This window comes from Sorangium sp. So ce124, assembly GCF_051525235.1.
In the GTDB taxonomy this organism is placed as follows: Bacteria; Myxococcota_A; Polyangia; order Polyangiales; family Polyangiaceae; genus Sorangium; species Sorangium atrum.
The window spans coordinates 13,723,542-13,737,217 of record NZ_CP150312.1; the positions used below are offsets into that span (position 1 = coordinate 13,723,542).

At 70.6% G+C, this 13,676-nt stretch carries 13 protein-coding genes; 2 read left to right on the top strand and 11 right to left on the bottom strand.

Features of this window, described 5'->3' with window-relative positions; all coding sequences use genetic code 11:
• Window positions 1-36: 36 nt before the first annotated feature.
• Window positions 37-1,122, top strand: coding sequence for a serine/threonine-protein kinase (locus WMF19_RS51480; protein WP_437326747.1), 1,086 nt, complete (start codon window positions 37-39; stop codon window positions 1,120-1,122).
• A gap of 53 nt (window positions 1,123-1,175) precedes the next feature.
• Complete coding sequence (gene thrC / locus WMF19_RS51485; RefSeq protein WP_437897063.1) at window positions 1,176-2,516, top strand: threonine synthase; 1,341 nt, start codon at window positions 1,176-1,178, stop codon at window positions 2,514-2,516.
• 24 nt (window positions 2,517-2,540) lie between these two features.
• Here thrC and WMF19_RS51490 read toward each other — a convergent pair whose 3' ends face one another.
• The 11 genes from WMF19_RS51490 to gspF all read right to left on the bottom strand — a co-directional run bounded on the left by WMF19_RS51490 (window position 2,541) and on the right by gspF (window position 13,669).
• The gene (locus WMF19_RS51490; protein WP_437897064.1) at window positions 2,541-4,376 is read right to left on the bottom strand and encodes an STAS domain-containing protein; all 1,836 of its coding nucleotides are present in this window, start codon (window positions 4,374-4,376) and stop codon (window positions 2,541-2,543) included.
• 158 nt (window positions 4,377-4,534) lie between these two features.
• Window positions 4,535-5,809, bottom strand: a complete 1,275-nt coding sequence (gspN, locus tag WMF19_RS51495) for a type II secretion system protein GspN (RefSeq protein ID WP_437897065.1) — start codon at window positions 5,807-5,809, stop codon at window positions 4,535-4,537.
• Entirely contained in the window at window positions 5,806-6,405 is a 600-nt protein-coding gene (locus WMF19_RS51500; RefSeq protein WP_437897066.1) for a hypothetical protein, read from the bottom strand. The genes gspN and WMF19_RS51500 overlap by 4 nt, the downstream gene beginning before the upstream one ends.
• Window positions 6,402-7,931, bottom strand: a complete 1,530-nt coding sequence (gene pilM / locus WMF19_RS51505) for a type IV pilus biogenesis protein PilM (protein WP_437897067.1) — start codon at window positions 7,929-7,931, stop codon at window positions 6,402-6,404. Before pilM ends, WMF19_RS51500 begins: the two co-directional genes overlap by 4 nt.
• 27 nt (window positions 7,932-7,958) lie before the next feature.
• Window positions 7,959-9,356: a general secretion pathway protein GspK gene (locus tag WMF19_RS51510; RefSeq protein ID WP_437897068.1), complete on the bottom strand. Its 1,398-nt coding sequence runs from the start codon at window positions 9,354-9,356 to the stop codon at window positions 7,959-7,961.
• Window positions 9,357-9,479: 123 nt separating this feature from the next.
• Entirely contained in the window at window positions 9,480-10,190 is a 711-nt protein-coding gene (locus WMF19_RS51515; protein WP_437897069.1) for a type II secretion system protein GspJ, read from the bottom strand.
• Window positions 10,187-10,846, bottom strand: coding sequence for a type IV pilus modification PilV family protein (locus tag WMF19_RS51520; protein ID WP_272096919.1), 660 nt, complete (start codon window positions 10,844-10,846; stop codon window positions 10,187-10,189). The genes WMF19_RS51515 and WMF19_RS51520 overlap by 4 nt, the downstream gene beginning before the upstream one ends.
• On the bottom strand, window positions 10,846-11,544 hold the full coding sequence (locus WMF19_RS51525) for a pilus assembly FimT family protein (RefSeq protein WP_272096920.1): 699 nt from the start codon (window positions 11,542-11,544) through the stop codon (window positions 10,846-10,848). Before WMF19_RS51525 ends, WMF19_RS51520 begins: the two co-directional genes overlap by 1 nt.
• Before the next feature lie 25 nt (window positions 11,545-11,569).
• Entirely contained in the window at window positions 11,570-12,019 is a 450-nt protein-coding gene (locus tag WMF19_RS51530) for a type II secretion system protein (protein ID WP_272096921.1), read from the bottom strand.
• A 3-nt stretch (window positions 12,020-12,022) separates the two neighbouring features.
• Window positions 12,023-12,436: a type II secretion system protein GspG gene (locus tag WMF19_RS51535; RefSeq protein ID WP_437326756.1), complete on the bottom strand. Its 414-nt coding sequence runs from the start codon at window positions 12,434-12,436 to the stop codon at window positions 12,023-12,025.
• A gap of 6 nt (window positions 12,437-12,442) precedes the next feature.
• Window positions 12,443-13,669 carry a type II secretion system inner membrane protein GspF gene (gspF, locus tag WMF19_RS51540; RefSeq protein WP_437326757.1) on the bottom strand — a complete coding sequence of 409 codons (1,227 nt, stop codon included), beginning with the start codon at window positions 13,667-13,669 and terminating at the stop codon, window positions 12,443-12,445.
• Window positions 13,670-13,676 lie beyond the last annotated feature (7 nt).

Sequence of the window (13,676 nt, forward strand, 5' to 3'; positions counted from 1 at the left end):
GTGGCCGGAGCGCGGAGCGCTATTCGAAGCGAGGCCATGTTCTGCGCGCGCTGCCACCGGGAGTACGACGCGGGCCATCGGTTCTGCCCCTACGACGGCGCGGAGCTCGCCGAGGGCCGGCGCGTCGACCTGTTCCGGTGCAAGCCGACCCGGCTGCGCGGGACCCGCCTCGGGGAGCGCTACGAGGTGCGCGGCTACCTCGGCAAAGGGGCGATGGCGCGCGTCTACCTCGCGGTCGAGATCGAGACGGGCCAGCCGGTCGCGATCAAGGTCCTCGAGGAGTTCGCCGCCCGGGCGGAGCGGACGCGCGAGCGGTTCGTGCGCGAGGCGCAGAGCGCCGCGATGATCGGGCACCCGAACCTCGTCCGGGTGCTCGACGCCGGCACGCGCTCGGAAGACGGCGCCCCCTACCTCGTGATGGAGTACCTCTTCGGCGAGTCGCTCGGCGACTGGCTCCGGCGCGAGCGCCGCATGGACGCGGACCTCGCCATCCCGGTGCTCTCCCAGGCCGCGTCCGGGCTCGCCGCCGCGCACCGCGCCGGGATCATCCACCGCGACGTGAAGCCGGACAACATCTACCTCGTGGGCCCGCAGGGCGACCCGTACGCGGTCAAGGTGCTCGATTTCGGCCTCGCGAAGATCCAGGCCGCCGATCTCATCACGGCGACAGGCACCGCGGTGGGCACCCTCGAGTACATGGCGCCCGAGCAGGTCGTGAGCGACCTGCCCGACGCCCGCACCGACGTCTACGGGCTCGGCGTCGTCATGTTCCGGGCCTTCACCGGCGAGCTCCCGTTCCCGCGCTCGGAGCAATCCGAGCTCCTCGCCCGGCAGCTCGTGACCCCGCCGCCCCGCCCCTCGGAGAAGCGCCGGAGCCTCGACCCGCTGCTCGAGTCCGTGATCCTGAAGGCGATCCGGAAGCGCCCGGACAACCGCTATCCCTCGATGGAAGCGTTCCTCGAGGATCTCGAGCGCCTGGCCGGCGACCGCGACGGGCCGCTCTCGGCCGACGAGCCGCTACGGGAGCCCAGCGACGTCTATGTCCCGCAGGGATCGTTTGCCAGGAACGCGGCGATCTACTTCTATAGGCGGCTCGGCATGGAAGCCCCACGCTTCGACTGAACCGACACCACCTTCCGCGGGCGCTTCCCGCCACCCAGGAGATCCGTATTGCCATGGCCTACTCTGCTGCATTCCGATGCCTGTCCGGTTGCGCCGGGAGCTACCCGCTGACGCAGCCCCTCTACCGTTGCCCCACCTGCGGCGGCCTGCTCGACGTAGCCCACGACATCGACGCGCTCCGCGACCGGAGCCCCGCGACGTGGATGAAGCTCTTCGACGAGCGCTACAAGCGCACGGTGTGGCCCTACGGCTCCGGGGTCTGGGGCAAGCGGGAGTGGGTCGCTCCGCAGGTACCGGACGAGGCCATCGTGTCGATGGACGAGGGGGGCTCGAACCTGTTCTGGGCCGACCGCTACGGCCGCACGCTCGGGCTCGATGACGTCTGGGTGAAGCTCTGCGGCAACAGCCACACGGGGTCGTTCAAGGACCTCGGCATGACGGTGCTCGTCTCGGTGGTGAACAAGGCGATCCGCGAGGGCCTCGAGGTGCGCGCGATCGCGTGCGCGTCGACCGGGGACACCTCGGCGTCGCTCGCGGCGTACGGCGCGGCGGCCGGTCTGCCCGTCGTCGTGCTGCTGCCGCGGGGCAAGGTGTCGACGGCGCAGCTCGTCCAGCCGATCGCGTCGGGGGCGCTCGTCCTCTCGCTGGACACCGACTTCGACGGCTGCATGGCCATCGTGCAGCGCCTCTCGGCCGACGGCGTCGTCTATCTGGCGAACTCGATGAACGCCCTGCGGCTCGAGGGCCAGAAGACCGTGGCCATCGAGATCGTGCAGCAGTTCGACTGGACGCTGCCCGACTGGGTCATCCTCCCGAGCGGCAACCTCGGCAACGCCTACGCGCTCTACGCGGGCTTCAAGATGCTGAAGGACCTCGGCCTGACGACGCGGTTCCCGCGCCTCTGCGTGGCGCAGGCGGCGCGGGCCAACCCGCTCTTCAAGGCGTGGTCCGAGGGGCGGAGCGAGGTCGTGCCGATGAAGGCCGGGGAGACGCTGGCGAGCGCGATCCAGATCGGCAACCCGGTGAGCGCGCCGAGGGCGATGCTGGCCCTCAAGGCGATGGACGGCGTCGCCGAAGAGGTGACCGAGGACGAGCTCTGCGACGCGGCGGCCCGCGCCGATCGCACCGGGATGTACACCTGCCCGCACACGGCGGTCGCCCTCGCGGCGCTGGAGAAGCTCGTGAAGAAGGGCCTCGTGGAGAAGCGCCAGCGGGTCGTCGTGGTCTCGACAGCGAACGGCCTCAAATTCACGGAGTTCAAGGTGAAATACCACGAGCGCGCGCTCGCGGACGTGACGAGCCGGCTCGCCAACCCGCCGGTCGAGCTGCCGCCCGACTACGACCGCGTCCTCGCAGCCCTCGACAGGCACGCCGCGCAGAGCGGCAAGCGCTGAGCCGGACGCCGCGCGACGCCGCCGCTACCGGCGCGCCCTCGCGCGGCGCCGCCGGCGCCGTCCGCGCGCGGAGGTCATCGCGGAGGCGATGCCGTTCTGCAGGGTGTTGTGCGTCACGATGCCGCTCATGTCGACGCCGATCTCGACGAGCGTCCTGGCCACGTCGGGGCTCAGGCCCGTGATGATCACCTCCGAGCCGAGCAGGCGCACCGCCGTCGCGGCGCCAAGGAGCGCGTCGGCGCACGGGCCGTCGATCCGCGGCACCCCGGTGATGTCGAGGATCGCGACGTGCGCGCGGCGGGCGGCGACGCCGCGGACCAGCGTCTCCTGCACGCGGCGCGTCCGCTGGCTGTCGAGGGCGCCGACGAGCGGCATCACGACGATGTCGTCGCTGATCGGGATGAGCGGGGTCGACAGCGCCGCGAGGATCTCGTTCTGCGCCCGGAGGGCCTCCTCCCGTGCGCGTCGCGCCTCGGTCTCCGCCTCGGCGCGCTTTCGCTCCGTGATGTCCCGGACGATGACGACCGCCTCCGCCCGATCGCTGCCGGCGATCCGGACCTCGTAGTCGCGCGCGCTGCCCGCCAGCTGCTCCTGGTACTCGAAGACGTGCGTCGCCTCGTCCGCGAGCGCTCGCGCCACGAGGCCGGTGATCTGCTCGGCGACGTGGGCGGGGAACACGTTGCCGACGTGCCTGTGCAGGAGATCCCCGGCCCGGAGCGACGGCCTCGGGTCGCGGGAGGCCTTGAAGTCCAGGCAGATCCCGTCGCTGTCGATCCGGAGGATCGTGTCGGGGATGGCGTAGAGGAGCGCGCGGTTGTTCGCCTCGCTCCGGCGCAGGGCCGCCTCGACGCGCTTGCTGCCGATGAAGTGGCCGGCCTTGGCGGCGATCGCGAGCAGCACGTCGAGCAGCCCCGGATCGGGCGCGCGCGGCTCGGCGTCCATGAGCTCCAGCACGGCCGCGACCTGCGCGTCGGCGCGGACCGAGATGGGGAGCTCGACCGCGAAGCGGAGGCCGGCGTGCCGCGCCGCCCGCGCGCGCGGGTCGTCCGCCTCGGCGTCGAGGTCGCTGAACCAGGTCGGCTCTCCCTGGGCGAGCGCGCGGCCTGGCAGCCCGGCGTCGCGGGCGAAGCGCGCGCCCCGGGTCGCCGCCTCGAGCGCGATCGCGTCGTCGGGCGCGGCGCTCCAGGTGTGCTCGCAGCGCAGCCCTTTGCTCTCGTCGTCGCCGAGCCACAGGGCGGCGAACCGGAAGCCGAGCGTCTCCCCGAGCGCGCCGAGGAGCGCCGGGACGCCCTCCGCGAGCGTCGTCGACTCGACGAGGATCCTGGTCACGGTGTACTGCGTCGACACCTTGTAGTTGGCCTCGGCGAGGGCGCGGCGCTGGTTCCACTTCTCGGTGAGCGCGAAGGCCATCTGGCGGACCTCGCTCGGGCCGAACGGCTTGGCGAGGATGAGGAGGTTGTCGGTCTGCCCGAACCGGGCGGCGATCTCCTCCCACGAGTCATCCGAGTCCGCCGCGCAGAGGACGGCCTGGATGGCGCCGTCTTCCTTCCAGATGCGCGAGAGCGTCTCGAGGCCGTCCCACCCCGGCATGCGCGCGTCCACGAACACGAGCGCGTACGGCGCGCCGCTCTGCTGCGCCTCGCGGACCTTCGCCAGCCCCTCCTCCCCGCGGGTCGCGGACGTGAGCTCGAACCTCACCGGCCGCCGGGCGGGCGGCTCGCGGAGCCGCGCCGGCTGGGGGCTCGCGAGGGCCGAGCCCTCCGCGTCGGATCGGAGGATCCTGCGGAAATCCTCGTGGATGGCCTCGTCGTCGTCGATCAGCAAAACGCGCCGGTTCTGCTGCCAGCTGGGATCCCCCATCACCGAGTCCTTGGAGCGTGAGTCCGGGTCCTGGAGCGGGGCGCGCCTTCGTGCGCTACGGGCTCGTCCGCGTCGTTCGGCTCGCTGCGGCGTGCTTCGTACGCCTCACTCGCCGGCCCAGCGGCCGAGCCCGTGTCCCACGAATTTTGCACCTCGCTCTATTCAACGGGAGGCGTGCCCTCGCCGTCTACAGGCGGAGGAGACGGCGGCCGTGTAGGCGACTCGTCCTCGGTGGAGGGAGGGGGCGGTGGCGGGGGCATCATGGAGGGCTCGTGCTCCTCGCCGTCCCTCGGGGCGGCCTCGGAGGCGCCGAGGGGCATGTTGATGCCGCCGGGCTTCCTCGTGGTCGTGGCCGGGCTCGCGCCAGGCGTGCGGCCCCGAGCGGCGGGCGACTCGGCCGCGTGCGGGTCGAACCGGGGCTTCTTCAGCGGGCCGTGGACGTGCCAGCCGTAGAAGCCGTCGGCTCGCTTGGACCGCTTCATCTTGGGCTGCTGCATCTCGATCAGCCCGGGCACGCTCGACCCCGGCGCGCCGAGCAGCGATTTCGTGAGATCGCTCTTCGATCGGTAGGCGTCGGTGAACTTGAAGCGCACGTAGAGATCCGCCGTGGAGTTGTTCCACGGCTCACGCATGTTGACCTTGCCGTCGCCGTCGAGCTCGAGGTCCTGGCCGTTCGCGGACATCTTCGTGACCTTGAGGACGCCGTCCTTCGCCTCCGCCGACAGGAGCAGCTCCCCGAGCTTGGCCTCCGGGAGCGCGATGAGCCCCTGGATCTTCGTCTTGCCGTCGCCGACCGAGACCTCCTTGGCGGAGACCTCGAGCGCGCCGTTCGCCTTGTTGAATTTGCCCTCGGGCGCGCTGAGATCGAGGTTCGCGCTCAGCGTGCCGGCGATCGGCAGGCCAAGGATCTCGCCGAGCGGACCCACCTTGGCGAGCTCCACGTTCGCGACCTCGACGTGGACGTCGCCGCCCGATCGGCCCATCGGGACCACGCCCTCGATCTCGCCGCCGAACACGCTGGCCCAGAACGAGACCCGCATCCGCCCGATCAGGAGGGGCAGGATCTTCAGCCGCGCGTGCGCCTCGTCGATCTCGATGACGCTCGGCTTCGGCGCGCTGTCCTTGGCGGCGTCGCCCGAGGCGAAGGCCGCGGCGCCGCTCGGCCTGCTGCCCGAGCCGAGCTCGCCCGGCGGCAGGATGAGCCGCACGCCCTTCATCTCGACCCCCGTGAACCAGTACGAGTCGAGCTCGTCGATCTCGAGGCGCTGCGCCTGGCTCGGGCCCCGCTTCTGCTGCGTGCGGTCGAACTCGGCGATCAGCCGGTCCTTGAGCCGGTCGTAGGGGAACGTGAGGTAGCCGAAGAGGCCCAGACAGAAGAGGTAAAAGAGCGGATAAGCCGCCCACCTCGCGATCTTGATGAGCCGCGCCTTCATGGCTCCTGCTCCTCTTCGGCGGCGGGGGGCGCGGACGGCGCGGGGGGGCTCGCCGGCGGGGGCTCGCCCTTCCGGTCGAACGCCGAGATGCCGAGCTCGACCTCGTAGGAGTCCGGCTCTCCGGCGCGTGGCTTGAGGTTCAGCTTCGTCACCGCGACCGGGTGGCCCGAGCCCTCGATATGCTCGAGCATCTTCGCGAGCCCGAGCATCCCGATCCTGTGCATCTTCACCACCGTGATCCGCTCGGTGTACTTCTTGCCGTGCGGGACGTCCGGGCGATCCTGCGACTCGGCGGCGGTGAGCTGCTGCTGCTTCGCCGCGTCCTCGATGAAGCCGGCGAGCGCGGGCGCCGGCCGCGAATAGCGCGCGAGCAGCGCGTCCTTCAGCGCCTTGCGCTCGCTGACCTTCCCCGAGGCCTCGTAGATCGACTGGAGCAGATCGCGGATCTCCTGGTTCTGGGCGCGCTTGCTGGACGCGACGCTCGCGAGCCCGATCGGCACGAGCAAGAGGACGAGCACCCCCAGGAATCCGAGGAGGATGGTGAGGAGCCGGCGCTCGCGCGGCTCCAGCTTGTCGAGTCGCTCGCGGAGCGTCATCGCGATCCCTCCGGCTTCTCCGGCGCGCCGGCCGAGGCGCTCTCCGCCGCGTCGGCGGCGCCGGTCTTCTTCTTCTTCGCCTTGTCCTCGCACTTGAGATCCAGCTCGAGGACGTACTTGTGCTTGCCCTCCGTGAACTGGCTCGTGCGGCCGATCTTCACGTCGCGGAAGCAGCGGTGCTCCTTCATGTGATCCGCGATGATCTGCGCGTCCGACACCGACGGGACGACGCCCTGGAGGGTCACGTGGCCGCGGTTCACGTCGAGCTCGAGCACGTCGTGCGTGATCTCCTTCGGCACGGCCTTCGAGAGCTGCACCATGACGTCGAAGGCGTCGACGCGGGGCATCGGATCCTCGTCAGCCGCGCCGGGGCCCTGCTCGAGCAGCTCGCGGGCCTTCTGCGGGTCGCTCGTCTCCTCGCCGAGCACGTCGTGGGAGGCGGTCGCGAGCGAGGCGGAGAGCAGCTCCCGCTCCGCGTCGAGGGTGCGCAGCTCCGCGACGATGGAGAAGCCGAAGCTCAGCGCGATGACGGTGCCGAGGCCGGCGAGGATCGGGATCTTCTCGCGCAGGAACGGGTAGCTGCGCTCGGCCTCGAGCGCGCCCTTCCGGAGGTTGAACCCCTTGGTCTTCGGCGTCAGCCCGAGCGCGAGCCCGAGCGCCTTGGCGAAGCGGGGCAGCGCCGCGGCCTGCTCGGGCGTGAGCCCCTCGATGCGAGGGGTCGGGAGCGGCAGGATCGTGAGGCCGAGCTGCGTCGACAGGAACATCTCCGCGCCCTGCGCCGTGGCGCCGCCGCCGACGAGGTACATCCCCGCGAGCGGCTCGCCGCCGAGGTTGCGCCACGCCGCGAGCGTCTGGCGCAGCTCGCGCGCGAGCGCCGGCGCGGTGCCGGGGAGGCCGGCCGTCCCGCGCGACAGCGTCCTGGCGAAGACCGGCTCGCCGCCGGAGACGATCACGATCTCGGACGTGAGGTAGTCGAGGTCGAGCAGGGCGATCGGCGCGCTAGCGCCCGTCATCGCCTCGCGCGACGGCGCGGCGAGCTCCGGCATCACCGCCTCGAGGTTGGCGAGCGACACCGCGCCCAGCGCGACCCGCTCCGGCTCGAAGCCGAGCGCCTCCTTCACGACGGCGATGCGCTCGCGCACGTCGTCCGTGCGCGCGACGGCGGCGAAGACCGGCAGCGTCTCCACGCCGGGCGGCCGCTTCAGCAGGCGGTGGTCGAAGACGGCGTCTTCCATCTCGAACGGCACCGTGGCCTCGAGCTCGAAGCCGAGGATGTTCTCGACCTCCTTCTGCGCGGCCGCGGGCAGGTCCAGGCGGCGGTAGAACGATTTCTCTCCGGAGAGCGCGATCGCCGCGGCGTCGGGGCGGTGGAGCCCCACGGCGGCGCGGATGGCCTCGGCCTCGGAGACGCCGTCCGTGACGGCCGCCTCGCCGAGAGCCTCGACGAAGACCCTCCTGTACGTGGTGCGGATGAGCGCCGCCCGCACCACGGATTTCCCAGCATCTATCCCGAGCAGCCTGTGCATTTGCGCGCTTCTTCCCGGAGGGGTGTCCTATTCGATGCGATAGTAGATGATCGTCCCGGCAGGGTTCGATCGTACCTGCTGTTCGTACGTTTCCGGCGTTGGAGCGGCGCCACCGCTGCCACCGCTGCCGCCATTGCCACCGCTGCCGCCATTGCCACCGTTGCCGCCACTGCCGCCCTGGCCGAGCGGCGTCGCCCCCGTGAGGTCGACCACCGCATGGACGCGCACGCGCGTCTCACGCTTGTTTCCAGGGACGATGCCATCGGCGTAGATGCTCAGGAAGTTGGTCCTGTTGCCGAGCGACTTCGTGACGTTCGGCTTGAACTTCACCGCTTCCACGCCCATCGCCTTGAACTGCTGCCCGAGCATCCCCCCGAGCGAGCTGCCCGCTTTCTGGGTCATCGCATCGACATAATCTTTCGGTGTGGGGAAGAGCAGCCCCCCGGTCATGCTCTGCACGAGCGACGCCACGGTGAGGAACGCCGTCTGCTGGTTCACGTCGGTGCAGAGCGTCGTCGTCGCAATATCCACGAAATCGGCGGTGCACGTGAGCCTGAGCAGCGTCAGCGCGTTCGCCGACGAGACGTTCACCTTCTGCTTCCGGCTGCCCCAGACGGTCAGGACCCTCTTGTCCGGGTTGCTCGGATCCGGGTCGACGAACGTCGCCCAGAAGTCGTCGTTCATGCCCCGGACCAGCCGCAGCTCGTCGATCGAGTCGAACGGGGCGTTCTTGCGCTGATAGGCGAGGCCGACCGTCTGGTAAAAGCTGTCCTCTGCGCCGGTGGAGCTCGGGGCGTTCGACGTCGCGTCGCAGGCGAACGTCTGGTCGCCGGGGTCGGCCCAGTCGATGAGCGCGCTGCAGATGGTCGCGCGGTCCGAGAACTGGCCGTCTCCGTCGCGCTCCTCGAAGAGCGCGTTGTACTGCGCGTCGCTCATCAGGCTGAGCAGCTGGTTCCCCACGGCGATCTGATCGGAGATGCCGCCCACGTCGTCGGCTGCGCGGTTGACGTTGATCTTCGAGTCCTCGTCGACGATCTTGAGCTCGAAGCGGCCGCCGCCGGTGAGCCCCAGGTTCTTGCCCGCCGCGCTGCCCTCGCCCGCGGCCTCCGGGGGCGGCGCCGCGCTGCCCTCGCCCGCGGCCCCGGCGAGCTGCGCGTTGAAGGGGCCGAGGAACATGTCGGTGAACTTCCAGACCGGCACCTGGAACTTCCCCTTGATCCCGACGATCGCGAGCATCGGTCCGATCGCCGTGCTGACGCTCGGCTCGGAGGCGATGAGCATCCGCGACAGGTTCACGGCGCTCTTCGCGTAGTACTCGGCCCGCAGCGCGTCGCGATCGGCGAGCGCCGCGGAGAGCTCGGTCGAGGTCTCCTCCTGGAGCTCGGTCAGGAACACGGTGAGCACCGTGATCGCGCCGAGCACCATGACCAGCGCCACGCCGCGCCGGTCGCGCCGCCTCCGGAGGCGGCGGCGCGCGCGTGCGCGCCTGGAGCGCGGCCTCTCTGCGGCGCGCTCCTCGGCGTGGGGGCTCCTCGGGCGGCTCATGGCTCAGTTGGCCCCGAAGGCGATGGGGACCTGCATCGGGAGTGGCACCTTCGACTCGAACTTGATCGGCTGCCCGCCAGGCCCGCCGTTCAGGACCAGCGTCACCCACACCTGCGAGGGGAGCCGGTCGAGCTGCGCCGCCGGCTGCGTCGAGTCCCACGAGTCGACCCACTCCCCGGTGATCGGGTCGAGGTACTGGAGATTGAAGCTCTCGATGTCCTCGGCGAGCACGTTGACGACTCCGCCCCTCGTCGGCTCGGTGTCGATGGTCCTCGCCTCTCGCCGCACGAGATCGAGCCTGTCGTGCTCCGGGTCGCGCGCGCCGAAATAGCCGATCTCGCACTGATCGGACTCGTGCGCGTTCCGGAGGAGCCTCCGGTGCGCGAACGCGGTGAAATCGACGCGGTCGGCGGGCGACGAGTCCTCGCCGGCGAACGCGGTGAGCCGCGCGACGATGTTCTTGTCGGCCGGCTGGTGCCTGGACAGGAACGCCGTCTGGAGCTCGCGCGAGATGCGCGCGATCGCCGCGCGGCCCTGGTGGTAGCGATCGCCCATCCGCGCGATGCCCGAGCGCGCCCGGCTCATGCCGTCGAACGCGCCGTAGATGAGCGTCCCGATCAGCGCCAGGATGCCGACCGAGACGAGGACCTCGAGGAGGGTCACCGCGCGCGAGCGGCGGCGCCCGCGGAGAGAGCTCGTCCTTCGCGCCGTCACGGTCCTCCTCCTCCCTCGCCCGTGCCCGCGTCGGGCTGGCCCATCTGGGGGATCGTGACCCACTGCACGAGCTCGAACGAGTGCTCCCGAGACCCTTGCTGCCAGGTCAGCTTGACCGTCACCCGCCGCGCGCTCGCCTCGAAGATGGGCTGGAGCGTCGGCGCGAGCATGTCGACGAACGGCTGCAGGAGCCCCGAGATCCCGCCGGCCGACTCGCCGCCCCCCGCGCCGCCGCCGACCAGCGATTGCGCGAGATCATCGAGGTTGCCGCTCGGGGCCGCGGTGCCGCTCGACTCGCCCGGCTTGCCGAGCGCCCCGAGCCCCTCGAGGTTGGTGTCGAGGTCCAGATCGCCGTACTTGGGCTCGGGCATCTCGGGCTTCTCGATGCGCCAGCTGCACTTGATGTTGGGCGACTCGTCGCCCTCGCAGCACGGCCCGCTGTCGGCCTCGTCGAGCGCCGGCAGGCCGTCCTTGGCGAGCCGCTCCTCGAGCTCGGTCATCTTGCAGCGCGCGAGCCCGTTCGCGAGGCTGAGGTTCCTCGCGTGCGCCGCGGCCGAGAAGGCGCCGGCCTGCGCGGAGAGGATCGCCGTCAGCCCGAGGCCGAGGATGGCCACCGCCACCATCACTTCCAGCAGGGTGAAGCCGCGGGCGCGCATCAAAACCCCGTGTCCTCGCGCTCGGACGCCTCGGCGTCGTCGCGCGGCCTGGGCATGCTCGCCTTGCCCTTCCTGAGCTCCGTCTTGCCGGTCAGCGGCGAGACGAGCACCGTCATCACCGCGTCCTCGGTCTCCCCGCCGCCAAGGCTGAGCTGGATCGCGGCGTGCTCGGTCTGGCCTCCGGGCCAGAAGTAGAGATACGCCCGCCCCTCCGTCACGGGCTCGTCCTGGTGCCCGGTCTCCACCTGGAGGAAGCGCACGCCGCTCGACAGCTCCTTGCCGGGCCTGTCCTTCTCGGGGTTGAAGCCGTACGCCTTCGCCGGCTCGAACGACGGCCGCGGCGCGCGCGGCCCCTTCAGGATCGCCTCGGCCTCCGCCGTGGCCGCCTTCTCGGCCTCCGTCGCCGCGGCGGCGCCGCCGGCCCGGTCGTTCCGCTCGACGAGGAGCTCGCCGGTGGACTCCTCGAGCACGATCATCCGCTCCTCGAAATCGAACACCAGCCGCACCGGCTTCGACTTCGCGTTCGCGTGGGCGTACGCGACCCGGACGGCGCCGGCGAGCAGCGCCGCGCTGCGCTTCAGCCGCGCGCTCGTGACCGCGCCCATGCCGAGCATGACCGAGCCGCTGATGAGCGCGATCACCGTGACGGTGATCAGCACCTCGACCAGCGTGAGTCCCCTCGTCCGGCGGCGTGTCATGGGCGCTCCTGCTCCCGGCGCGGCGCTACATCTCCGCGATCTTGTTGAGATCCGATTGCTTCATGTCATCCCGGATGTCGTCCGGGGTGTTCTCTTTCTTGTCGTCGCCGGACGAGACGACATGGATATCGTTGTTCTCGTCACACTTGATCTTGTACGGCTGGCCCCAGGGATCGTCGATCTTGTTGCCGTCGATCTGCTTCGCGCTGACCAGCGCCTGGATCGTCGGGCACCCTTCGCCGCCCGCCCCGAGCTGCTGGTACTGCTCGGCGGCGGTCTTGATGACCGTCGCCCCGGTATAGGCGCTCTTGACGCGCGACTGCTTGAGCTTCGGCCACACCACGAGCGTGGCGCCGCCGGCGATGATCGCCATGATCGTCACGACGATGAGCACCTCGACCAGGGTCACGCCCCGCGAGAGCTTCCGGCTCAGCCGTCGAATCCTTCTTGCGCTGCTTGCTCTGTTCGTCTCCATCTCTCACTCCACCCTGTCAAGGCCGCCTATTTCGCCGTCCGGCCCGTCGCTCATGAGATCGTATCCGTCCGGATCCTTCCTTCCAGGGCAGGTGAGCCGGAGCGGCCTGCCCCACGCGTCGACCGGGTCGATCGCGAGGTATCCCTCGCGCTTCAGCTCTTCCAGGGAACCCGGGCACCGCCGCTCGTGATCGGCGCGGTACAGGGTGATCGCCCCGTGGACCACGGACAACGTCGCGCGGGTCGAGCGAATTCCCACGAGCCGCCGCTCGCGCGCGCCGAGGAGCAGCAGGAGGACCACCATCGCGAGGCCCGCGGCGAAGGGCCTCGCCCGCGCCATGCCGGTCCGCCGGAAGAGCCCGCCGCCGCGCTCCCAGGGGAAGAAGATCGTGCTCTCTCGCTGCCTGCGCCGCCCCATAGCCACCTACCCGACGAAGCTCGACATCTGGATGAGCGGCATGAGGATGGATATCGCGATGAACGCGACCGCGCCGCCCATGATGACGATCATGAGCGGCTCGAGCAGGCTCGTGAGCACCTGGACGCGGGTCTCCACGGCGGAGTCGTAGGCGTTGGCCACGTTCTCCAGCATCGCCTCCAGCTGCCCGCTCCTCTCGCCGATGGCGATCATGTGGGTGACGATCGGCGGGAACCGGCCGCTCCGCTTCAGCGGCTCGGCGATGCTCTGGCCCTCGCGGATCGACGCGATGGCGTCGACGATGACCTTCTCCAGGGCGGCGTTGCCGAGCACGCTCCGGACGATGTCCATCGCGCTGAGGAGCGCGACGCCCGACGACAGCAGGGTCGCGAGGGTCCGCGCGAAGCGCGCGATGGACAGCATCTGGATGAGCTTGCCGAAGATGGGCGCCCGCAGCACGAACGTGTCCCACGCGAGGCGGCCCTTCGGCGTCCGCACCCAGCGGCGGAACCCGTACACCGCGCCCACGATCGCGAGCAGGACGAGCCACCAGTAGCTCGAGGCGAACGCCGACGTGCCGATGAGCGCCGCCGTGTACCAGGGCAGCGCCTGGTCCATGGAGGCGAAGATGCCTGTCACGTTCGGCACGACCGCGACCATGAGGACCGAGATGAGCCCGATGCCGATGAGCGCCATCAGCGCGGGGTAGGCGAGGGCGGCGGTCACCTTGCCCACGAGCTTCGCCTGGTTCTCCATGAAGGTCGTCAGGCGGGTCAGCACGCCCTCGAGCGTGCCGGACGCCTCGCCGGCGCGCACCATGCTCACGTAGAGCGGCGGGAAGACCGAGGGGTGCGCCTCGAGCGCCTTGGCGAAGCTCGTGCCTTCGCGCACCTGCTCGCGCACCTGCGTGAGCACCTTCTTCAGCGACTCCTTCTCGACCTGCTCGATGAGCGCGTTGAGCGACTCGAAGAGCGGGATGCCGGCGCCGATGAGCGTCGCGAGCTGGCGGGTCATCACGGCGATGTCCGACGTCGAGGGGCGGCCCGCGAAGGCGAAGATCTTGATATCGCGCTTCGCCTTCGCCTTCGCGGCCTGCTCCTCGGTCGCGCCGGTGAGCATGATGCCGTCCTTGCGCAGGGCGACCCGGAGGGCCTTCGCGTTCTCCGCGTCGCGGACCCCTTTGACCGGCTTTCCGGTGCCGACGAGGATGCCTTTGTATTCGAATACCGCCACGGCCTTC